This window comes from methanotrophic endosymbiont of Bathymodiolus puteoserpentis (Logatchev) (genome assembly GCF_900128525.1).
GTDB lineage: Bacteria > Pseudomonadota > Gammaproteobacteria > Methylococcales > Methylomonadaceae > Methyloprofundus.
The window spans coordinates 42,086-65,669 of the sequence record NZ_FQTQ01000048.1; the positions used below are offsets into that span (position 1 = coordinate 42,086).

At 40.1% G+C, this 23,584-nt stretch carries 21 protein-coding genes and 1 pseudogene; 3 read left to right on the forward strand and 19 right to left on the reverse strand.

What is annotated here, in order from left to right; genetic code table 11:
- Positions 1-24 precede the first annotated feature (24 nt).
- The 7 genes and pseudogenes from rluF to ggt form a co-directional block, all read right to left on the reverse strand.
- Positions 25-717: pseudogene (gene rluF, locus BQ7314_RS02735) on the reverse strand (23S rRNA pseudouridine(2604) synthase RluF); the annotation flags it as partial.
- Between the two features lie 657 nt (positions 718-1,374).
- On the reverse strand, positions 1,375-1,536 hold the full coding sequence (locus BQ7314_RS02740; protein ID WP_217423819.1) for a hypothetical protein: 162 nt from the start codon (positions 1,534-1,536) through the stop codon (positions 1,375-1,377).
- 116 nt (positions 1,537-1,652) lie between these two features.
- Positions 1,653-2,660, reverse strand: a complete 1,008-nt coding sequence (locus BQ7314_RS02745; protein ID WP_174482176.1) for a transglutaminase-like domain-containing protein — start codon at positions 2,658-2,660, stop codon at positions 1,653-1,655.
- A gap of 75 nt (positions 2,661-2,735) precedes the next feature.
- On the reverse strand, positions 2,736-4,922 hold the full coding sequence (gene selD, locus BQ7314_RS02750) for a selenide, water dikinase SelD (RefSeq protein ID WP_174482177.1): 2,187 nt from the start codon (positions 4,920-4,922) through the stop codon (positions 2,736-2,738).
- The gene (gene mnmH / locus BQ7314_RS02755; protein ID WP_245394896.1) at positions 4,919-6,031 is read right to left on the reverse strand and encodes a tRNA 2-selenouridine(34) synthase MnmH; all 1,113 of its coding nucleotides are present in this window, start codon (positions 6,029-6,031) and stop codon (positions 4,919-4,921) included. The genes selD and mnmH overlap by 4 nt, the downstream gene beginning before the upstream one ends.
- A gap of 60 nt (positions 6,032-6,091) precedes the next feature.
- Positions 6,092-6,823: a 4'-phosphopantetheinyl transferase family protein gene (locus BQ7314_RS02760; RefSeq protein ID WP_174482179.1), complete on the reverse strand. Its 732-nt coding sequence runs from the start codon at positions 6,821-6,823 to the stop codon at positions 6,092-6,094.
- Positions 6,816-8,534: a gamma-glutamyltransferase gene (gene ggt, locus BQ7314_RS02765; protein WP_174482180.1), complete on the reverse strand. Its 1,719-nt coding sequence runs from the start codon at positions 8,532-8,534 to the stop codon at positions 6,816-6,818. Before ggt ends, BQ7314_RS02760 begins: the two co-directional genes overlap by 8 nt.
- On the opposite strand from ggt, the gene BQ7314_RS02770 reads away from it, so the two are divergent.
- Positions 8,533-9,366: an HAD-IIA family hydrolase gene (locus BQ7314_RS02770; protein WP_174482181.1), complete on the forward strand. Its 834-nt coding sequence runs from the start codon at positions 8,533-8,535 to the stop codon at positions 9,364-9,366. The genes ggt and BQ7314_RS02770 overlap by 2 nt on opposite strands.
- A gap of 92 nt (positions 9,367-9,458) precedes the next feature.
- On the opposite strand, the gene rpiA is transcribed toward BQ7314_RS02770, so the two are convergent.
- The 11 genes from rpiA to rpsB form a co-directional block, all read right to left on the reverse strand.
- Positions 9,459-10,118, reverse strand: coding sequence for a ribose-5-phosphate isomerase RpiA (rpiA, locus tag BQ7314_RS02775; protein ID WP_174482182.1), 660 nt, complete (start codon positions 10,116-10,118; stop codon positions 9,459-9,461).
- 72 nt (positions 10,119-10,190) lie between these two features.
- Positions 10,191-10,859 carry a ribulose-phosphate 3-epimerase gene (gene rpe, locus BQ7314_RS02780; RefSeq protein ID WP_174482183.1) on the reverse strand — a complete coding sequence of 223 codons (669 nt, stop codon included), beginning with the start codon at positions 10,857-10,859 and terminating at the stop codon, positions 10,191-10,193.
- A gap of 44 nt (positions 10,860-10,903) precedes the next feature.
- Positions 10,904-11,626 carry a DsbC family protein gene (locus BQ7314_RS02785; protein WP_174482184.1) on the reverse strand — a complete coding sequence of 241 codons (723 nt, stop codon included), beginning with the start codon at positions 11,624-11,626 and terminating at the stop codon, positions 10,904-10,906.
- 39 nt (positions 11,627-11,665) lie between these two features.
- The gene (gene rseP, locus BQ7314_RS02790; protein WP_174482185.1) at positions 11,666-13,024 is read right to left on the reverse strand and encodes an RIP metalloprotease RseP; all 1,359 of its coding nucleotides are present in this window, start codon (positions 13,022-13,024) and stop codon (positions 11,666-11,668) included.
- Positions 13,024-14,208 carry a 1-deoxy-D-xylulose-5-phosphate reductoisomerase gene (gene ispC, locus BQ7314_RS02795; RefSeq protein ID WP_174482186.1) on the reverse strand — a complete coding sequence of 395 codons (1,185 nt, stop codon included), beginning with the start codon at positions 14,206-14,208 and terminating at the stop codon, positions 13,024-13,026. Before ispC ends, rseP begins: the two co-directional genes overlap by 1 nt.
- Positions 14,205-15,077 carry a phosphatidate cytidylyltransferase gene (locus BQ7314_RS02800; protein WP_174482187.1) on the reverse strand — a complete coding sequence of 291 codons (873 nt, stop codon included), beginning with the start codon at positions 15,075-15,077 and terminating at the stop codon, positions 14,205-14,207. Before BQ7314_RS02800 ends, ispC begins: the two co-directional genes overlap by 4 nt.
- Positions 15,078-15,124: 47 nt before the next feature.
- Positions 15,125-15,886: an undecaprenyl pyrophosphate synthase gene (locus BQ7314_RS02805; protein ID WP_174482188.1), complete on the reverse strand. Its 762-nt coding sequence runs from the start codon at positions 15,884-15,886 to the stop codon at positions 15,125-15,127.
- An 18-nt stretch (positions 15,887-15,904) separates the two neighbouring features.
- Positions 15,905-16,462, reverse strand: coding sequence for a ribosome recycling factor (gene frr / locus BQ7314_RS02810; RefSeq protein WP_174482189.1), 558 nt, complete (start codon positions 16,460-16,462; stop codon positions 15,905-15,907).
- Between the two features lie 2 nt (positions 16,463-16,464).
- Positions 16,465-17,187: a UMP kinase gene (gene pyrH, locus BQ7314_RS02815; protein WP_174482190.1), complete on the reverse strand. Its 723-nt coding sequence runs from the start codon at positions 17,185-17,187 to the stop codon at positions 16,465-16,467.
- 148 nt (positions 17,188-17,335) lie between these two features.
- A complete protein-coding gene (gene tsf, locus BQ7314_RS02820) occupies positions 17,336-18,211 on the reverse strand; it encodes a translation elongation factor Ts (protein ID WP_174482191.1) in 876 nt (291 codons plus the stop codon).
- A gap of 116 nt (positions 18,212-18,327) precedes the next feature.
- Positions 18,328-19,074, reverse strand: coding sequence for a 30S ribosomal protein S2 (rpsB, locus tag BQ7314_RS02825; protein WP_174482192.1), 747 nt, complete (start codon positions 19,072-19,074; stop codon positions 18,328-18,330).
- A gap of 242 nt (positions 19,075-19,316) precedes the next feature.
- On the opposite strand from rpsB, the gene map reads away from it, so the two are divergent.
- Positions 19,317-20,081 carry a type I methionyl aminopeptidase gene (gene map / locus BQ7314_RS02830; RefSeq protein ID WP_174482193.1) on the forward strand — a complete coding sequence of 255 codons (765 nt, stop codon included), beginning with the start codon at positions 19,317-19,319 and terminating at the stop codon, positions 20,079-20,081.
- Positions 20,082-22,700 carry a [protein-PII] uridylyltransferase gene (gene glnD, locus BQ7314_RS02835; protein WP_174482194.1) on the forward strand — a complete coding sequence of 873 codons (2,619 nt, stop codon included), beginning with the start codon at positions 20,082-20,084 and terminating at the stop codon, positions 22,698-22,700.
- 58 nt (positions 22,701-22,758) lie between these two features.
- Here glnD and BQ7314_RS02840 read toward each other — a convergent pair whose 3' ends face one another.
- A complete protein-coding gene (locus BQ7314_RS02840; RefSeq protein ID WP_174482195.1) occupies positions 22,759-23,583 on the reverse strand; it encodes a hypothetical protein in 825 nt (274 codons plus the stop codon).
- Position 23,584: the final 1 nt, after the last annotated feature.

Sequence of the window (23,584 nt, forward strand, 5' to 3'; positions counted from 1 at the left end):
CCGTAATCTATATGATGTCGTCTATTCCAGCGCCTGAATCAATTCAGACAGCTCTTGTTCGGCTAGTTTACGCCACTGCCCCACGGATAGGCCGTTTAAGTTGATACGCATGATTCGAACGCGTTCAAGTTTTTCCACAGAGTAGTGATAGTGTTTACACATACGCCGAATCTGTCGGTTAAGCCCCTGAACCAGAGTGATTCTGAAAACAGTTTCAGATTCTTTAACAACTTTACATTCTTTTGTGACGATACCGAACATGGGAACTCCACCGCTAATACCGGCAATAAAGTCGTCGGTTATTTCTTTATCCACGGTAACTAGGTATTCCTTTTCATGATGGTTGTTAGCACCCAGAATTTTATCTACCAGATCGCATTTATTGGTTAGAAATATCAACCCTTGCGAATCTTTGTCTAGTCTCCCCACAGGATATATTCTGGAATCGTGGCCAACGAAATCAACTATATTGCGTTTATCCGTTTTAGCGGCGGTACACACAACGCCAACGGGTTTATTCAACGCTATAAAAATCACCTTGTCAGTGGCTAGTGGTTCAATAGCCCGACCATTTACGGTGACCATATCACCGGAAGATACTTTATCGCCCAGCATTGCCAGTTTGCCACCAATGAAGACAACACCCTTTTTGACATAGATATCTGCTGCCCTTCGAGAGCAGATACCACTTTCACAGATATATTTATTGATACGCATTAGTGAGACAGAAGAATCTTTTTTCTCGGTAGGATTTGAAGAGGCGAACATTACACCCATGCTGACAGCAGCGTTGGGTTCTATTAGAACTGGGTCCGATCGACACTCTATCAATCAACCGTAACCAAAGGGGTCAGACTCTAATACCGCTTACTTAAGGGCATATTAATCAATAAATTCAATAAGATACAAATAAAAAGGAAATCTTGAAATTTTCTTGAAAGGCACTAAAATCAACATTTTACAATTAACCTAATGAAATAATAACGGGCTTACTCGCTGTAAGTTGTTGACTATTTATTCCATATCAAAATAAATTAATTATTACTCGCCATTTGATGGTCGCAAATCATTGATTATTAATGGATTTTACTTAAGTAAGCAGTATTAGAGTCTGCCCCTAACGTTGCTTGATTAAGGGTATATTAATCAACAAATTCAACAAGATACAAATAAAAAGGCAATCTTGAAAGGCCTAAAACCAACATTTTACAATTAACCTAATGAAATAATAACGGGTTTACTCGCTGTAAGTTGTTGACTATTTATTCCATATCAAAATAAATAAATTAATTATTACTCGCCATTTTATAGTCTCAGACCATTGATTATTAATGGATTTTCCTTAAGTAAGCAGTATTAGAGTTAGAGTCAGAGTCAGACTCGATTGATATTGCCTTTTTTCTTAAATAGTTCGGAACGCCTATCTCCACCGCGCAATTTTGGCTCAACTTGCCTAACTCGTAAGCCGTATACGTAGGCTGGAATAGCGTAGCGTTTTCCGGCATACAAATAGAGAGTGCACTTAGGAATGCACATAAATAAAACCAAAAACTTTAGATTATGAAGCACTGCCAGTCCTCAAAGGACTGGCAGTGCTTGCGGATATTATTGAATTTAATCTACCATAGCGGAAAACGCTACGCTATTTCACCCTAAAGCTGCTTAAACTCCACCGAATAGCGAAAGCTTTCTGGATCAAAATAATCCAGTGCTTTACCACCTACTTCTGCATAGGGGTACATTAAATAATTAATAGGCTTAGATTCTTGTGTTGGATTTAGTGTGATACCTCGACCGCCACGTTCGAGTGTCATCCTATAAGCATCAACACCACCAAAAAAGTATTCTCTAAGCTCTTTTATATCGGCTAATTCTAGTTTATCTACCAGCATTTTCTTTCTAACATCAGCGGGATCAACAGCAACCCATCCTGTTCCGGGTAAGTAAAACTCTGCCCAGCAGTGATACCAACCGGTAATATCTTGTTCTACTTTTTTACCTAATCTAAGACCAAATACTTCTCTTGCTGGTACACCAACATTTCTGGCTAAAGCGACATAGACCGAACTAATATCTGCACACTTGCCACTGCGTTTGCTTAATGTCACTTCGACAACACCAAGACCGCAGCCTTTTACATTAGGATCTCTTGAAGTATTTTCAACGACCCAATCATAAACAGCACGGGATTTTTCAAGTATGCCTGTTTTATCTTTTTGTATGCCTTGAGCAATTTCTGCTACCTGCCCATCGGTTGGTATCCACCAATCTGGCTGCAAATATTTTTGTATCTCAATCGGAACTGGCGCGCCGGTATCAATTAATTTTCTGGTTTGGCGCTCTTGGGTGCTGACTTTAAAGCCAAGCTCCATGTTTTTTTCTTGAATTTCTTTCGGCCATTCAGCAAAGAAGTATAAAGCTCCGCTTTTAGGTTCCTTATAAACGCCAGAATTTATAAAATTCCCTTTAGTTACTATATTTTCAATAAGTTGATACTCTCCTGAAACAGGGTAAGGTAGCCATATTTTTGCTGATTGGGGTGTTTCTGGAACTTTTAAATCCACTTTAATAGTGATAAGCCCTTGCTTTTCATCAGCAAGACTAGATTCTGCTACTAATAAAGACAGGCAAAAGGACAGAAGAATAGTTTTCAATTTCATGGATAATTTTATAAATTAAATAGTTCTAAGATAAGGGAGTGCCTTCAAAGCGGGAAGCCCCTCCCACTAAAGGTCTTACACTAATACAATTTGCGACACAGTAGAACCAAACTCAGTCACTTCGCCAATGGTATAAAACTGCTGATGAAAACTCTCATCAAGTTCGACATAGCGTGCAGCAGGTATTCCCGCTAATAAACCCCCTGAGGTTTGCGGATCAAACAACAACTTGAACCGAGGGTTTTGCATTATTGCATCTTCCCACTCAATCACCATCAGTGCTTGGCGATTTTGATTATAAAGACTGCTTTTAATATTCTGTACTACTAGCGCTTCTGCCCCAGCTAGTACTGGAATAGCACTTAAATCTAAAGTTGCAGCACAACCTGACGCCTGACATAGCTCATATAAATGTCCAAGTAAACCAAAGCCTGTAACATCAGTACAGGCTTGAACATTAAGCTCACTCAATAATTTGGCCGCCTGATCATTTGCTTGCAACATGGAATCAATCGCTTGATTAAAAACCTTGCCATCACACTGTGCTTGCATGGCCGCAGCCAGTATAACCCCAGTTCCTAATGGCTTGGATAACACCAACCTATCCCCCGGCATTAAGCCTTGTTTATGAAATAAAGGGACTTGCTGCGCAATACCATTAACAACTAGACCCACCGAAAGTTCACTAGCCTCAGAAGTATGCCCCCCTAAAAAACGACATTGCAGCGCCTCTAATTGTATAAAAATACCTTGCATTAACATTTTTAGCTGTCTTTTTTGTATTTTTTGACCAGCATAAGGTAAGGTGATTAAGACTTGCGCTGATTCTGGCTTGAGATTCATTGCATACAAATCACTTAAGGCATGACTCACTGCAATTTGACCAAATAACCAAGGATCTTGAATGGGTGTTTTAAGCGCATCGACACTTTGATAAACAAGCTCAGCATGGTGCGTAATTAGCACCGCATCTTGCGGCTGATAATGTCCTGCACCTAAGACCTCATTAAGGACTTGCTGTAAGACATCAGCACCTATTTTTGCCCCACAGCCACTACAACGCTTTAAGGGATTATGTTGTTCCGACTGCTCTTCCCTGTTAATTAGCTGTGAATTTATATTTGTTTCTTTAGCCATAGGTAAAGAAGGTAATTGATGAAACTTATCCATAAATTTTTGATCAATCGAATCTTTCCAGCGCCACACCCAGTCACCAGAAAAGCTTACTAGATATTTTGAACCTGTTGCTTTCTTTTCACCTAATGCCAATAAACTTAAAAAACCATCCTGCGGTTTATAATTTATTAACTTTTGGTTCAACAATACAGCCTGTAGGTTATGAAATAATACAGGCGCTTGCCTTACTGCATAAACACCTGCTTTTGGGCGTGGATTAGCGACCATATTAACAATATCACCTGCGCCAAATACGTCATCATACTGTAAGGATTGTAGTGTTTGTCGTACTTTCATAAAACCTGCATCATCGCATTCTAGCTGACTTGCTTGTAACCAAGAAGCCCCTGCTGCTTGAGTACACCAAATAATTTCATCAGATAAAATAGGTTCGCCCTGCTGGCAATAAATTAGCCCTTGACTGAGTTTAGTAACCCGCGTTGAGGTGTGTAGCGTAATTTTATATTTTTTTAATTGCCTTTTTACCTGACTAATCACTTGGCGGTTATATCCGGGTAAAATATCTTCTGCGCCGGTTATCAAATGATACTGTAGCGATGCATCCGTTTTTTGCAGCTTACAAGCGCAAGCCATGATAACTTCAACACTCCCCGCGCCACCACCGACAACGGCTAGCGATTTTATTTTATGCTGTTTAACTTGCTCTTGAATCAAGTTCCAGCGTGTATAAAAGTCGCTAATGGGTTTTACTGGCGTACTATATTCATGCGTACCTTCAATCTGTTGATTGGGGGTTGAGCCGATATCAATAGACACAATATCAAACTCGATAGCTGGACGATTTGCGAGTGTTAGGGTTTTCGCTGCAACATCAATCGCAATCACTTTATCCTGAATAAAACGAATATTTGCCCATAGCGCTAATTTCACCAGATCAATATGCGTTTGTTCAAAGCTATAATGCCCAGCAATTAAACCAGGCAACATCCCTGAATAAGGTGTCATCATCTGCGGACTGATTAAGGTAATGCGTACACCTGGCAATGGATTCATAGCCCATTGGCGTAAAACAAGTGCATGGCTATGCCCACCACCTACTAAAACCAAATCCTTAAATATAGTCATGGTTTCATATTCTTTAAATGCTCATCAACCCACGCCAAAATTTCAGACTCTGTCCCGCTAAATATTACCTTACTCTGCTTATTTTTTAACTGATACTGATACATAGGGTCATAGTACTCCTCAAGTAATAACACAATACTTTCGTCAAACAAATGACTTTGCCCCGTGATAAATAAATGCTTTAAAGCTATAGTAAATAAAGCATGCATTTTTTGATAACGGATACCGCCTAGTCGTTTTTTGATACGTTGCAAACAATTAAACAAAAAAGCACTAAATTTTTCTTCGGCAAGTTCTTGAAATTCCTGCTGATATAGCAGCCAATTATTCGCAAAGTAATCTTCCCGAATGATCGCTATACGTTCCTCCAGCGCACGCTCAAGGAATATATAAGGTGCTTGCGTCATTTTTTTATGAAAATTGTCAGGCAAAATACAACGCCCTATGCGTTTACTTTCATCTTCCAATAGTAATCCTGCATTGGGTAAGTGATGCCGATATTTAAGACAAGCTATAGATAATTCATTTTCCCAATTAATCTGAGTAGGTTGAAAATCATGCACATCACTGCCAAAAGCAGAACCGCGATGATTAGCCAACCCCTCCAAATCAACATAATAATTGGTTTTCTTTAATACATGGGTTTTTCCTGATCCTGTTAGCCCACTTAAAATAACAAAAGGGAGTTGTTGTGCGCTCAGCTCCAATTGTTCAATTAAGTAAGTCCGCATAGCTTTATATCCGCCCTTAATAAGCGGGTAGTTAATGCTCTGTTCTTGCAACCAAGCCTGAGTTGTACGTGAACGTAAGCCGCCACGAAAACAATACAAATAACCGTCTGGGTGGGACTTTACAAATTCCCTCCATTGTTCCAATTTTTGTTTACGCAGTTCAGGGTTGACTAGCTCTAGAGCTAAAGCAATAGCCGTATCTTGCCCCTCGTTTTTATAACACGTACCAATGGCTTCTCGTTGCGGGTTATCTAACAAGGGAATATTCTGGCTATGAGAAAAAGCGCCTCGGTCAAACTCAACAGGGGCTCTGACATCCAGTAACGGTATATCATCTAAAAATAATTTTTGATAATCTAAAGTGTCCTGTCTAATCATTGTAGTACTCATTATTTTTAATATTTCCAAGGAGCATGCTTTAATTTTATAGGCCGATATTTAGTCCGCCAATTTAGAAGCAATAAAACTCAGCTGCTCTACCTGATTAAAGTCTAAAAACCGTAACGTAATATCTTGCTGATCACAAACGACAGCCGCCATAACTTCTTCTGATAAAGAAATCGCATCAATACGCCATAGATCAGCAGAACCACAACTCTCTGGCACACGTAAAAAACCATTTAAATCAACAGGATTAATCACACACTGATTTAAACCCAGAGTAATGCCTTTGCCATCTGCTTTAACAAAGGCTTCTTTTCTTACCCAAAATTGATAAAAAGCACGCCCCTGCTCTGCCTTATCTAAACTATGCCAGTAATCGGCTTCCTCAAGAGCAAAACATTTCTTGACCAATCCCGCCCAAGTAGCGCGTGGCTTATAATATTCAATATCAATACCTAGTTGGCATTGCTGCGCGACGGCTATCGCTAGGCTATTACCTGAATGCGACATATTAAAACTTAACTCAGGGTAATCGGCTAAAAATGGCTTACCAAATTCTGTTTGCAAAAATTTTAATTGTCCTGCGAATTCGTTAATATAGTTCGCCAATGTTTCCCTTAACAAACCATGGGCAACAATATAATTATCTCTTACTTGGGGAAATTTAAACCTTTCAATAACGGCTAGTTCATTAGCATCTAATAAGCTTAAGTAATGCGCGTGCCGGTGATAAAAACTAGATACCGATGTCGTCGTGTAAACATCAAGCTGAGCTTTATTAATCAACCGTTTGCACACTGGCAAAGCCCTCGCCGCGTGGATCACTAGCTGCAAATAACTCTTTATTCTCTTTATCTAATTGCACAGCCTGCATATTCCCATAATTATATGTCTGTATTAGTTGATGGCCTAGGGCTTGCAACCCTTGTACTTCATCGTCAGTTAAGCCATTTTTCTCATATAAAATCTGATCAGGAATATATTGATGATGAAAGCGTTTAACATGTACCCATGATTTAGGGTCATTACCTGCAGCAAAATCCAGTGCCGCTAATAGCACCATAGAAATAATACGACTACCGCCCGGTGTACCTAAAACGGCTATGCGTTTATTATCCTCTAAAAAAGTCGGTGTCATACTGGATAACATGCGTTTTTCTGGGGCAATAGCATTGGCAGCTCCACCGACCAAGCCATAGCCATTAGCCGAATTCTTAGCGCTGGCAAAATCATCCATTTCATTATTTAATAGCACACCAGTTCCTGATGCCACTAAACCTGCACCAAACGGAAAGTTAACACTTAACGTTGCTGAAACTCGATTACCTTCAGCATCAATAATCGAAAAATGAGTGGTATTGCGCCCGCCAAGCTGCTCTTCTGTTTGTCCTGTTAAATAATCACTAGGCAAAGCCTTATCTGCACGCAGTGTACTGGCTAAACCTTGCGCATAATCTTTATTCAGCAAGCGCTTCACAGGCACATCAATAAAATCTGTATCACCTAAATATAAAGCGCGATCATGATAAGCGCGGCGTAATGCTTCAACAATTAAATGTTTACGCGTTATGCTATCAACTGAGTCTAAATCGATATTTTCCAATATATTTAAAGCTTCTATTAAAACGATACCACCCGATGACGGTAAAGCAGCACTGGTGATTTTTGTACCTTTATAACTCCCCGTAACCGGTTCGCGTTCGACGACTTGATACTTTTGCAAGTCTGCTAACGACCAAATACCACCTCCTTTTTGTACGGCAGATACCAATTTATCAGCAATAGTCCCCGCATAAAATCCAGCATGTCCTTTATCGGCTAACTGCTTTAAAGTGCCGGCTAAATCAGTTTGTACCAATAAGCTGCCTTTCGCAGGGATTTTACCTTGTTGTAAAAAAATAGCGGCCGTTTCAGCGTCTTTATTTAAAATCGTTTTACGAAAGCCTAAAAGCTTCTGATGCCGCTTGCCAATATTAAAGCCTTGCTCTGCATAACGAATAGCGGGCTGTAAACTTTCAGCTAGACTCAATTTTCCATAGTTTTTAGATAAATACACTAAACCAGCCGGCATTCCAGGAATGCCGGCAGCTAAAGCACTATTTAACGATAGACCTGTAACCGCGTTACCTTGCGCATCCAGAAACATATTTTTATCTGCCGCTAAGGGTGCTTTTTCACGCCCATCCAACATAATATCTAGGCCATCACTTTCTCTATGCAATAACCAGAATCCACCACCCCCCAAGCCAGATCCTGAAGGCTCGACCACGGCTAAAGCAGCGCTTACCGCTACCGCCGCATCATAAACATTGCCGCCCTTATTTAAAATTTCAAATCCTGCTTGTGTTGCTAAGGGATGCGCGGAAGCAATCGCTACTTGACCTGGTTGTTTTACGCTACAGCCTGTTATACTTAAAACAATAACAAGCAGCGTTAAGCTGACTAATAGACTAACACCCTTACTACTCTTTTTCTGACTCAATACATTTACTCTCATGAACATACCTTTGACTAATATTAATGCGCTGATTGTCGATATGGATGGCGTATTATGGCACGGTGAGCAGGCTATTGCAGGCTTAAGCGATTTCTTTCAGCTATTACGTGAGCAAGATATGCCTTTTATTCTAGCAACCAATAATGCCAGTCATACCGCTGAGCAATATGTTAAAAAATTAGCGCGTATGGGCGTTAGCATTAAACAGGAAGAAATACTGACCTCGGGCATGGCTACCGCCTTGTATCTTGCTCAACATAAAGACCCAGCGAATACGCATATTTTCGTGTTAGGAGAACAAGGGGCGAGCCAGCCACTATTAGAGCAAGGGTTTACTCTAACCGGTATTTACCAATTAAATAGTCCAGAAACACCTAATCAAGGCGCGGATATTGTCGTTTGTGGCAAAGATGAAACGATTACTTGGGATAAACTGTCTACTGCAACGCTGAATTTACAAGCAGGCGCAGAATTTATTGCCACCAATGCAGATACAACACTACCGACTGAGCGAGGCTTAGTGCAAGGTAATGGAGCAATTCTCGCCGCACTACATGCAGCGACAGGACGCACACCGACGGTTATCGGCAAGCCTGAACCGATTATGTACCAACAAGCACTCGCTTTATTAGGCTCTACGCCAGAAAACACTATTGCAATTGGTGATCGTTTAGATACGGATATTTTGGGTGCGGTACGCACAGGGATGCGTAGTTTAATGGTTTTAACGGGAACGTCAAAACGTGAAGATTTACAAAATATTGATTTTGCACCGACGTGGATTATGCAGGACTTGCAGGCGGTGACAGAGGCTCTACGGGAAAGGAACTAAAAAATAATAAATTGTGGGCGGGGGCTTTAATCCCGATTTTATACAAGTCGCGGCTAAAGCCTCGCCCACAAAAACAACTATTAACGCAACAATTACAGCGTTTCTACGCCCGATGCTTTGGCAACCAACACGACATCAGCCGGTCGTAAACCAAAAATACCCACAGTGACAACACCAGGAATATTATTAACTAAGCGTTCCAATGCTAATGGCTCAGAAATTTCCATATTATGTACATCAATGATTTCACAACCATTATCGGTTACATAGTTTTCACGCCAAATAGGCTGGCCACCTAACTTAACAATCTCACGTGCAACAAAGCTACGAGCCATCGGGATAACCTCAATAGGTAAAGGAAATTTACCTAGTACTTTAACCGTTTTGCTTTCATCAACAATACAAACAAATTTCTTACTTGCACCTGCAATAATTTTCTCGCGCGTTAAAGCACCACCGCCCCCTTTAATTAACTGCTTTAATGCGTTAGTTTCATCTGCGCCATCGACATAAACATCTAAGTTTCCTGACTCGCTTAATTCCATGACTGGAATACCGATTTTTTTCAGTCTCTCAGTGGTAGCAATAGAGCTTGATACTGCGCCTTTAATATCTTTAGTTAAGTCAAAGTCAGCTAGGCAGTCAATAAAATGATTCACCGTTGAACCTGTGCCTACACCTAAAATAGCAATATCTTTAATATAAGGTAGGGCTGCTTCTGCGGCTTTACGTTTACTTTCGTCTTGTGTCATATCTTATCTTCCTAAATGATTGAAGCCGTACCGTGATTGAGCTAAAACCGCTAACTCAATCAACAAGTAAAATTAAGCTTTGGCTAATTCTGCACGCATTTCGTCTATCACTTTTTTATAATCGGGTTGGCTAAAGATAGCAGACCCAGCAACAAACATATCAGCACCTGCGGCTTTTATTTCACGGATATTATCTACTTTAACACCACCGTCAATTTCTAGGCGTATATCATAACCACTGTCATCAATTCTTTTTCTTGCTTCACGCAATTTATCTAATGTGCCAGGAATAAAAGATTGGCCACCGAAGCCAGGGTTTACTGACATTAATAAAATAATATCAACTTTATCCATCACATAATCAAGAAAATGTAAGGGTGTGCTTGGGTTAAATACTAAGCCAGATTTACAACCTAAATCACGCACCATTTGTAATGAACGATCTATATGAGTTGATGCTTCTGGGTGAAAAGTAATCATACTTGCACCTGCTTTTGCAAAGTCAGGAATAATACGATCCACAGGCTCAATCATTAAATGCACATCAATTGGCGCAGTCACGCCATGTTTTCTAAGCGCATCACAAACCAATGGCCCAATCGTTAAGTTAGGTACAAAGTGATTATCCATTACATCAAAATGCACAATGTCAGCACCAGAGGCTAAAACATTATCCACTTCCTCACCTAATCTAGCGAAATCAGCAGAAAGAATAGAAGGTGCAATCCAGTTATCAGCCATATTATGACTCCTCATTTAATTAAAATTGTTATTATTATACGCTTTTATTTATCTTGGGCTAATGCTGCGGCTAATCGCTTAGCTGGCATATAACCAGGAAAAATCGTACCTTTTGCAGTTACCATCATCGGGGTGCCACGCACACCTAATGCTTCACCTAAAGCCATGTGTTTATCAACAGGATTTTTGCACATTTTCACTGGCGGAGGATTTGAGCTTGACTTAGCCGCCGTTAAAGCAGCATTTCTATCATCAGCACACCAGACAGAGACAGCTTTCTTGTAAGACTCAGAATCTTTACCTGCCCTTGGGTAAAATAAGTACTGTACAGTAATACCTTCAGCCAAATATTGATCTATTTCAGAATGTAATTTACGACAATAGCCACAGTCTATATCGGTAAAAATAGTAATCGTATACTTTTGCTTTGGCGCCTTAAAGATAATCATTTGATCTTTTGCTACACCATTAATCAGTGCCGCTCTTGCTTTAGCTAATTTACCTTCTGTCAAATCTTTTTTAGCAACTAAATCAAACATATGCCCTTGAATCAGATATTTGCCATCTTCTGAAACATAAAGAACATCTGCACCAACCATTACCTCATATAGACCTTTTATTTCTGAGTCAGAAATATCATCGACAGTAATTGAAGGCATGGTTTCTGCTAGTATTTTTTTTAATGCTTCTTTGTCAGCATAAGCCGTTGGAGCGACAAATAATCCAATTAACAATACAGCAATCAAAACTTGTTTTAAGTTATTCATAATAATCCTTTAAGATAATCGAGAGTATATGGGGGTAATTTAAAATAAGCGGCCTATATCCAGAAACACCGCGAGAATCATTAAGCCTAATAAAGCTGCCATGCCTATTTGCTGAAAAACTAATTGTACATTTTCCGCAACGGGACTACCTTTAATTGCTTCAATAGCAAACATTAATAAGTGTCCACCATCTAAAACAGGAATAGGCAACAAGTTTAAAACACCTAAACTAACACTAACGATGGCTAAAAACTTCAGAAAAGACACCAATCCCATTTCAGCAGATTTCCCCGCATATTGAGCAATACTAATCGGACCACTTAAATTATCTACCGACGCTTTGCCAACAAACATATAGCCCATCATTTTTAAAGTCGCACCTGAATAATACCAAGTTCGTTTAACTGCAGCATTAAGTGCATCAAGGGGGGATAAAGAATACGTAACCATCATGGAGTCCAACAAGCCAGGCGGTACTTGTACCCCAACGCCTATTTTGCCGATTATTTTTTCATTTTCAATAACACTTTCAGGTGCTAAATTCAGCGCAACAACTAAACCATCTCGCTCAACGACTATCGACATAACCTGCCCTGGATGCTTTTGCACATAAGCCACCCATTCCAACCAGTCTTTAACTTCATGACCATCAACACTTAAAATCAAGTCGCCAGTTTGCAACCCTGCATGTTGTGCAACACTATTATCTATAACTTTGCCTACTACGGCAGGTATCGTCGGCTGCCATGCCTTCAAACCCAATTCTTTAAATAAAAGTTCAGGCTTTTGACTGATTGCCAAAGGAATAACCAAAATATGGGTTAATAATATTCCATCTTGAGTTTTTACTTGTATAGGCAGACCCTCTTCTGCATCCATCGCTGAAGCAAATAGAGTTTCCATCGTTTCACGCCAAGTCGGTGTTTTAATACCATTAACCGAAACTATCTCTTCACCTTCAACAAAACCTGCTTGGGCCGCGAGTGTCGTAGGTGCAACCGTACCAACAACGGGACGCATACCAGTTTCACCCATCATAAAAACGAGCCAATACAGTAATACAGCTAAAACCAAATTGAAGATAGGTCCGGCAGCAACAATAGCGGAACGCGCCCATAAGGGTTTGCGGCTAAAAGCATACGGTAAATCTTCAGGGGCAACATCCCCTTCGCGCTCATCAACCATTTTGACATAACCACCCAACGGAATAGCTGAAAGTACATATTCCGTCGTTGAGCTGTCTTTTTGGTATTTCCAAATGACTTTACCAAAACCTATAGAAAAGCGCAGTACTTTGACCCCTGTTTTTCGCGCAACCCAAAAATGTCCGAACTCATGAATCGCAACTAATAAACCAATCGCAACAATAAAATAAAATAGGCTATGTAAGGTTTCCATTAGGCAATTAAACCACGAATAACTTGCTGCGCTTGCTCTCGCGCTTGCTGATCTGCCGCTAGAATATGTTCCAGGGTATCAGCCTTCGTCGCTGTAAATTTAGCCATACTTTGCTCAATAACCATTGGAATATCAATAAAGCGTATATTCTCGCTTAAGAAAGCTTCAACAGCTATCTCATTAGCAGCATTTAATACCGTCGGCATAATACCGCCAGCAGTAATAGCCTCTATCGCCAAACGTAAGCATGGGAACCTATGTAAATCAGCTACTTCAAAATCCATCTGTTTAACAGAAAATATATCTAAAGGAGCAACACCAGAATCAAAACGATCAGGCCAAGCCATTGCATGAGCAATAGGTATGCGCATATCTGGATTACCCATTTGTGCCAAAACACTCCCATCAACATAATCCACCATTGAGTGAATAATGCTTTGAGGGTGAATAACGACTTGAATTTGTTCTGGCTGCATATTAAATAACAAACAGGCCTCAATTAACTCCAGACCTTTATTCATCATAGTTGCAGAATCAACTGAGATTTTTCTCCCCATATCCCATTTAGGGTGCGCTACTGCCTGAGCAACAGTGACCTTATCTAACTCATCAATTGGGGTTGTTCTAAAGGGACCACCCGAAGCTGTCAATAAAATACGACGCGCTGAAGGTGCATCATGTCCAGCCGTATAGCTAGCCGGCATGCATTGAAAAATTGCATTATGCTCACTATCAATAGGCAATAAAACTGCACCCGAATCTTTTATCGCTTGCATAAAAATATCACCAGACATAACTAATGATTCTTTATTTGCTAATAAAACGGTTTTACCTGCTTGAGCGGCTGCTAATGCAGATAATAAGCCAGCAGCACCAACAATAGCCGCCATAACTGAATCAACATGACCCAAAGTAGCAACAGTAACCAATGCTTCTGAGCCGATCAAAACGGTCATATCAGCAATCACAGTCCCCACTAATTTCGCTTTGAATTCAGCTCCTTTTTGCGCATTAACAACAACTGCATATTCAGGTTTAAATTCTAAACATTGCGCATATAAAACATCAATATTGGTATTAGCTGTTAATGCAACAACACGATATAAATCACTGTGTCGCTTAACGACATCTAAAGTACTAACACCTATAGAACCTGTTGCGCCTAGAATACATATGCTTTTCATGAATACATCCATCTAATAAACCAGACACCTGCATAAAATACAGGAATCGCTGCAATCACGCTATCGAGGCGATCTAACAAACCACCATGCCCAGGTAAAATCATACCGCTATCTTTAACCCCACGAATACGCTTCGCTGCACTAAAAAATAAATCACCATAAACAGAAACAAGGACAGTAATCACAGAGAGCATTAAAAAGTCGCCAATACTCATTGCCGAAAAGTTAAAGTACAAAGTGAACACTAAACCAACAACGACTGATGCAAGCAATGCACCATATAAGCCTTCAAGTGTTTTTCCTGGACTAATTTCAATGGCCAATTTTGTTTTACCAAATTTTTTACCAGCAAAATAAGCACCGATATCAGCTGACCAAATTAAAATAAATAAAAACAGGGTCATTGCTGGTTCTTCAAGCACGATTAAGCGCGACAAAAACAACCAGGCTGAAACCAAAACAAAACCACCGATCCATAATTTTTTACCAACGCCCATTTTAATATCTAGTAAATCAGCACCAGCTCGCCGAATTTTAAACATGACATAAATCCAAAATACGACAGCGGGAACAACAAGCGCTTCAATGAGCCCTGAATAAGTCCGTATTTCTGGCCAGTTACTTAACTGTGCCAGCGCTTCTAATAACTGTGTCCAAAACTGCAATAACACCATAGGTATTAGCATAGCAACCAAGAATAAGCATTTACCTAATACTGTTTTTACTTCTGCTAAATTTGCCCACTCCCATGCAGCAATCAATAGCACAACACCCCAAATGATAGCAAAGTAAAGATGCGGTAATTTAAAAATAGCCAACACCACCAAGGGGGCTAAAACTAAAGCGGTAATAACTCTTTGTAGTAACATTTTTTTTATTATTTTTAAGAAGGTTATAAAAAGGCGCAGGAATGCATTTAAGTTCCTTTAGACAGTTTTTGTACTTGCTCACTAGTACGACCAAAACGTCGTTCTCGCGTAAGAAAATCGTCTATTGCTTCTTGCATGGTTGCTGCATTAAAGTCAGGCCATAGCTTAGAGGTGAAATAAAGTTCTGTATAGGCGAGCTGCCATAAAAGGAAGTTACTGATGCGCTGCTCTCCACCTGTTCTAATAAACAAATCAGGCTCTGGAAGGTCAGAAATAGAAAGACCGCTGGCAATGAGAGTCTCATCTATATCATCAGGAACTAAAGTGCCTTCCTGTACTTTTCTCGCTATATTTTGCACAGCTAAAGTCATATCTCTATGACTACCATAATTAGCGGCAATCACGAGCGTTAAACCGGTATTATTTTCTGTCTGCCGTTCACTATCCACCATCTTCTGCTGCAATTTATCAGAAAATTCAGTGCGGTCACCAATAAAGCGCAGACGTATATTATTTTTATCTAGGCGATTAACTTCTTTCTGCATAGTACTCATAAACAAATCCATGAGCTTAGCGACTTCCTCTTTGGGTCGCCTCCAATTCTCACTACTAAATGCAAATAAAGTTAACACCTGTATTTCTTCCTGTGCGCAAAATTCAACCACTCGCTTAACCGCCTTAACACCGGCAGGGTGTCCCATTACACGTGGCAAATGGCGTTTTTTTGCCCAACGTCCATTACCGTCCATAATAATGGCAATATGTTTAGGGTATTGCGATCGGTCGATTGCGCTTGATGCAGGTTGCATTTAATGATGCCTTATAAATTATATAGACAGTAAATCAGCCTCTTTGTCCTCTAAAAGCTTTTCTACTTGTTTTATGTATTGATCAGTAATTTTCTGAATTTTTTCTTCGCCAGCATGCGCTTCATCTTTAGAAATCATTTTTTCTTTTAAAGCTTCTTTAATTTCATTATTAGCATCACGACGAATATTACGAATAGAAACACGCCCGTTTTCTGCTTCTGCTTTAACTACTTTCACCAAATCTCGACGCCGCTCTTCCGTCAACATGGGCAAAGGGACACGAATAATATTTCCATTAGTCACTGGGTTTAAGCCTAAATCAGACGCCATAATCGCCTTCTCTATCGCTTGTATCATACCTCTTTCCCATGGCGTAACCGCCAATGTGCGTGAATCATCAATTGAAACATTCGCTACCTGCGATAAAGGGGTATCTGCTCCATAATAAGACACAACGACTTGATCAAGCAAACTAGGGTGTGCACGCCCTGTTCTTATTTTAGTAAAACCTTTTTTAAGAGCTTCAATGCTCTTACCCATTCGGCTAGCTGCATCTTGCTCAATATCATTAATCATTATTAGTTTCCTCGCTCTATAAGTGAACCTATCTCTTCACCTTGCATTAAGCGCATAACTGCGCCGGTTTCAAAAATATTCATCACGCGCATAGGTAAATCATTATCTCGACAAAGCACTAATGCAGTGGTATCCATAACATTCAAACGCTGATCAAGTGCTTCATCATAAGTCAGCCGTGAATAAAATTTAGCCTCTGGTACTTTTTCTGGGTCTGCTGAATAAATGCCTTTAACCTTCGTTGCTTTAATCATCAGTTCAGCGTTAATCTCAATCGCTCTTAAACTCGCAGCCGAATCGGTCGTAAAAAAAGGGTTTCCTGTACCAGCGGCAAAAATAACGACACGCCCTTTTTCTAAATGCCTAACCGCACGCCGCCTAATATAGTCTTCACAAACTTGGTTAATTTTCAAGGCCGACATAACACGCACTTGCTGACCTAGAAATTCTAAGGAATCCTGCATAGCTAAAGCATTAATAACCGTTGCCAGCATACCCATTTGATCCGCCGTAACACGATTCAAGCCTTCGGCAGCTTGTTCTGATCCGCGTAAAATATTGCCACCACCTATGACCAAACCAACTTGAACGCCCACATCACATAGTTCTTTTATTTCTGTCGCTAAGCGCTTTACGATATCTGAATCGATATTCCCACCCTTATCGCTCATTAACGCTTCACCACTTAATTTGAGCATAATTCTTTGGCAAATAAGTTTAGTCATAAATTCTACCTATCTAAAGTTAATGATAAAAATGGTGTTATTTAATAAATCACAGATTAATCTGCACTATAAAGTATTCCTTATGCTTTTGCTTTAGATCGATCTTTCAGTGCACAAGAACACTGAAGATCGACCTATCGTAGCCGACTTAACCGCGAATTTGCGCCATAACCTCAGAAGCAAAATCACCTTCTGCTTTTTCAATGCCTTCACCTACCTCTAAACGAGTAAAAGCAAGTACTTTATTATCTTTACCTTTAACAAGTTGACCTACAGTCATCTTGTCATCCTTAATAAACGCTTGGCCTTCAAGGGTAATTTCCGCTAAGAATTTTTTAATCCGTCCGCCAATCATTTTTTCAATAATATTTGCAGGCTTACCACTTTCTTCTGCTTGAGCAACAAAAATTGCTTTTTCTTTCTCAATGACTTCAGGGGCTACATCAGCCTCAGAAACACACGCTGGCTTACTCGCGGCAATATGCATTGCCACATCTTTCGCCAACTCGTCATCTGCTTTTTCTAAACTAACCAGCACGCCAATTTTTTCGCCGTGTAAGTAAAACCCAGTACCACCTTCTGTAGTAACTCTTTGGAAACGTCTTAAGGTAATATTCTCGCCTAACTTAGAAATTAATCCGCGACGTACTTCATCAATTGTTTTACCATCTGCCAATGTCAGCTCGTAAGCCTCTTCAGGAGTAGCAACATCTGACGCTAAAATTGCCTTAGCAATATCATTTGCAAAGGCTTTAAAAACATCACCTTTAGCAACAAAATCAGTTTCACAGTTAACATCAATAATAACTGCATTTTTCGTATCTTCACTTTGTGCAACAGCAATGCGCCCTTCAGCAGCAATACGACCTGATTTTTTATCCGCTTTTGCTAAGCCAGCTTTACGCATATTTTCAATCGCAAGCTCCATATTAGCATCTGCTTCAATTAATGCTCTTCTACATTCCATCATGCCTGAACCCGTTCTTTCACGTAGTTCTTTTACCATTCCAGCTGTAACACTCATGCTTTTTTACCTTTATATTTTCTTTAATTCTATAAAAACGCCCCCAAATGGAGGCGTCCATAAATGACCTATAATAATTAGCATGCTTGCTAATTATCATACACAATCATGCGCGCTTATTCAGCTGCGCTAGCTGTTTCTTCAACAAATTCATCAGACTTAGCTGACATGTCTAATTGCGCTGCTTTAGCTTCTAAAATCGCCGTTGCAACCGTTTCAACATACAACTGAACTGCACGAATTGAATCATCATTTCCTGGAATAATATAATCAACATCTTTAGGTGAGTTATTAGTATCAACAATACCGATAACTGGAATACCTAATTTTTTAGCTTCGCTAAGCGCGTTTTTTTCGTAGCCTACATCAAGAACAAAAATCGCATCAGGGATACCACGCATATCTTTAATACCACCTAAGCTACGCTCTAATTTCCCCATTTCACGTTCCATGCCTAACGCTTCTTTTTTGCTGAATCGTTGCTGCATCGTTCCATCGGCCGTCATTGCTTCAAGCTCTTTTAAACGATTGATTGATTTTTTAATCGTTTTAAAGTTCGTTAGCATACCACCCAACCAGCGGTGATTTACATAAGGCATACCACAACGCATTGCTTGTTCAGCAACGGCTTTACGGGCAGATTTTTTAGTACCAACAAATAAAATATTACCTTTATTTGCAGCCATCTGACCCACATAATTCATTGCATCATTAAACAAAGGAAGAGTTTTCTCTAAATTAATGATATGAATTTTACTGCGTGCACCAAAAATATAAGGTGCCATTTGTGGGTTCCAATAACGAGTTTGGTGTCCAAAGTGAACACCTGCTTCTAGCATTTGACGCATTGATACTGCGGCCATTCTTTTCTCCAAATAATTCCGGACATTCCGGAAGGGTTACGCCTCCACCTATCCCGACTAGAAACTAGTTTTATTAAGAACCAGCACCCAACTAACCGTGTCGATAGATGTGAGTATTAAGTAAATGAACTTATCTTTATACCATATTTACTTTTTTACAACAATGCATACTCTGTTAAAATTCATCTTTAAACAAATCCTGTTAACATACCCATATTCCCACAACAAGCAAGCACACAGTCATGTCAATCACCATAAAAACAGATGCCGAAATTAAAAAAATGCGCATTGCCGGAAAGCTCGCTGCTGAAGTTTTAGAATTCATTGCGCCTTATGTTGTTCCCGGCGTCACCACTAACAAACTAAATCAGCTTTGTCATGATTATATAATTGATGTGCAAAATGCCATCCCTGCACCACTCAATTACCATAACTTCCCCAAGTCCATCTGCACCTCTGTCAACTACACGATATGTCACGGCATCCCTAACGAAAAAAAGCTAAAAAAAGGCGATATTATCAATATTGACATCACTGTGATTAAAGACGAATATCATGGCGATACAAGCAAAATGTTTTATGTCGGTGAAGTCACTCCCTATGCTAAGCGCCTATGCGTGATTACTCAAGAGTGCCTCATGCTTGGAATTGAACAAGTAAAACCAGGCTGTACACTTGGCGATATAGGTTATGCCATACAAAAACATGCTGAATCTAATCGTTACTCGGTAGTTCAAGAATTTTGCGGTCACGGTATAGGCAAAAAATTTCACGAAGAACCTCAAGTTTTACACTATGGCAAACCAGGTGAAGGTGCCACTTTAAAAGCGGGCATGATAATCACTATCGAGCCTATGATTAATATCGGCAAACGCCACATGAAAGTACTTAAAGATGGCTGGACAGCCATTACTAAGGACCGCTCACTCTCAGCACAATGGGAGCACACCATCCTAGTAACACCGACAGGCTATGAGGTTCTCACTTTACGCCAAGAAGAAATATAAATGTTAACTCCCCACAACCTTAATAGCGCGCAGCAAATTAAACAAGCGATACAAAAGCATAATAGTTACCTAAAAAGCATCTTCTCCCCGAAAAAACCAATTCAACCGCTGTTACTAGGAAAATCACTGTTTATAGATGGTGTACTACATGCCATATGGAAGCGTTTTATAGTTCAAGCTCCGGAACATTTTGCCTTAATTGCTGTAGGCGGTTACGGTCGACAAGAGATGTTTCCGTATTCAGATATAGACATTCTTATCTTGTTTGACGACAAGACACCAGAACCAGCGAAGGAACAGCTCAGTGCGCTATGCACCTTCCTTTGGGATACTGGCTTAAAACTAGGGCTGAGCGTACGCAGCACTACAGAATGTATTCAAGCAGCAACAGTCGACCAAACCATTATGACCAGCCTAATGGAGTCCCGTCACTTAGCTGGAAACCAAGACCTTAGCAGTGACCTAGACACGCAACTCTCTGAGCAAACTCCTTGGAGCTCAGAAAGGTTTTATAATGCTAAACTTGAAGAGCAGCAACTCCGGCACCAAAAATTTCATGGTACAGCCTATAATTTAGAGCCCAATGTCAAAGAAGGTCCCGGCGGGTTAAGAGACCTACAAATTATCAGCTGGGTCTTTAATCACCATTACAAAACAACCGCTCTACGCGAATTAACTCAATACGATTTCCTCCCTCAAAGCGAATATGAAGAGTTATTTTCCGCACAAGAACTCTTATGGAAAATACGCTTTGCCCTCCACTTACAAACAGGGCGTTGCGAGGATCGGCTGCTTTTTGATCACCAACGCGAAATAGCCTCCTCTTTTGGCTTTACCGAACAGCAAAATAATGAAGGCGTAGAGCAGTTTATGCAATACTACTTCAAAACAGTCATGCAGCTAGAACGACTTAATGAAACTTTATTGCAATTTTTTGACGAACATTGCCTAGCTCACGACGAAAAAACTTATAAGCCTCAAGTCATCAACGAAAAATTTGATAGCATTGCCGGTTACATTGCTGCTAGAAGTGTTGGCATTTTTGAAGCTCATCCACGCGCATTGCTAGAGATTTTTATATTAATACAAAAAATCCCTTCAATTAAAGGTATTAGAGCAACCACCATTCGCCTTATCCGCTGTAACTTACATCTGATTGACGAACATTTTCGCCAAGACCCTCTTGCTCGACAGCTCTTTATAGATATGCTCCGCCAACCTTGCAGGATTAACCGCGTACTACGCATGATGAACCGCTATGGCATCCTCGCTGCATACCTGCCCAGCTTTAATAATATTGTCGCACGCATGCAATATGACCTATTCCATATTTATACAGTGGATGAACACACACTTTTTGTGATCCGTAATTTGCGACGCTTTGCCTTAGAAAAACACAACGAAGAACTGCCCTTTTGTAATAGTATTTTTCTCTTAATCCCTAAGCCTCATATTTTATATACGGCCGGATTATTTCATGACATAGCCAAAGGTAAAAAAGGCGACCACTCCGAACTAGGCCAAGTCATTGCTAGACAGTTCTGTATCGATCATAAGATATCAAATCACGACACAAAATTGATTTGCTGGCTGGTGCAAAACCACCTAGTTATGTCGATGACAGCGCAACGAAAAGATATTAGCGACCCCGAAGTGATTCATGAATTTGCCACCAGAGTAGGCAAAATAGAATACTTAAACTACCTATACTTACTCACCGTTGCTGATATTCGTGCCACTAATCCCGAACTATGGACTTCATGGAAAGATTCTTTACTAAAAGAACTTTATAGCGCCACCGCCAATGCATTGAGACGCGGTTTAGAAAACCCCGTCCTACAATTAGACACTATAAGAGAAACGCAATCCGAAGCACACAAAGAACTGCTCGCAAAAGGTCTATCGGCAAAAAGCATCAAAAAAGCATGGAGTCATATCAGTCCAGATTATTTTCTACGCTACTATGCTGATGAGGCCATCTGGCACACTATCGCTATTAATGCCACCTCAGAAGAAGACTTGCCACTCATCCTCTTGCGCCCACAAAACCAACGTGGTAGCGCAGAAATTTTTATCTATGCCCAACAAAAACAAGAAGGCTTTATCTTCTCGCGCTGCACAACCGCACTGGATAATTTGGGCTTAACTATTCTTGATGCAAGAATTATCTCCACTCAAAATGAGCTATACACCCTCAATAGTTTCCAAGTACTAGAGCAATCTGGCGAGCCTATTTCCGATTTACGTCGTGAATTACACATTTGCTCTACAGTAAAGCAACAGTTATGTGATCCTCCCAATACCCAACAAAAAAACCTGCACATTCATTCTCGTCAAGCCACGCATTTCCCCATTCGAACTCAAGCTCGCTTCTATCAAGATCCACAGAATACGTATAATATTTTAGAGTTAACCACTACCGACCATCCTGGCTTACTAGCAAAAGTAGCTCATTTTTTTCGCACTCATCAACTCAATCTTATCAGCGCAAAAATCACCACCATAGGCAGTCGCGCAGAAGATATATTTTTTTTAAATACTCAATCGAAGCAATTATTGAGTGACGAACAGATGCAGAGCTTAGCTAAGGATTTAACCCTGCTCCTAAAAAGTAGCTGATTTTACAAAGCTTTTAATCACCAACAATACGACTTACTAAAAATAACAAAAAACCAGCCTAACGATTAATTTTACCTGTAATAAAAGATTTCATCTTATCACCCAACTTTTCTTTTTTCTCTAATCCAGAATTTTTCTGTTCAGTCACCCCTCTAAGCCTCTCTTGCTCTTCCTTATGCTTTATAGACTGTAATTTCTTACGCAATTCATTCCTGTCTTCATCAGTAATATCCAGACTAACAAACTCGCTATCTTTACGCAGTAAATAGCGCGCTAAAGTATCCAGAAAAGCATCATCAATATCTGCTGGCTGCCACATTTCTGCATAGGTAGAAAAATCAATATGATTATTTACTGTGACTTTAATCTGTGACCGCTCATAATCCACTGCAAAGCGCACACGTACTGGTATTTTCTTGGTCACCACAAATTTAGCCGACTCTTCACCACCTACTCCGCCAAGCCTATACATTTTTGAAGCAACCCGCTTGGCATGTAGAAAAGCATTTTCCTGCTCAATCGCTGATTTAGTCTGCACGCTATACTCAAGCTGGCCCTTGCCAACGCAATAAAAAGTTAGATTAATTTGCACTAATTTATCAAAATCAGAAAATCCGCCATAGCCATCCGTGTTAATCTGATAGTCTTTTTGCATCAGCGTACCTAGGCGTGGAAAGCGATCGCTGTAATTTTCCACTTGTACAGGCACCTCAAGGTAATTTAAATGCTCGACTAACTCTTGCAAGTATTTAAAAACCTGCTGCATCTTAGGCAAAACTTGCGTTTTATATAACTTAGCTCGAAGCGCTTGTTGATCAACGGTTTCCTGTTCGGATAATTTTTTCTGGCCCGCTTCTTTTCTTAATTGATCAAGAACACCCATC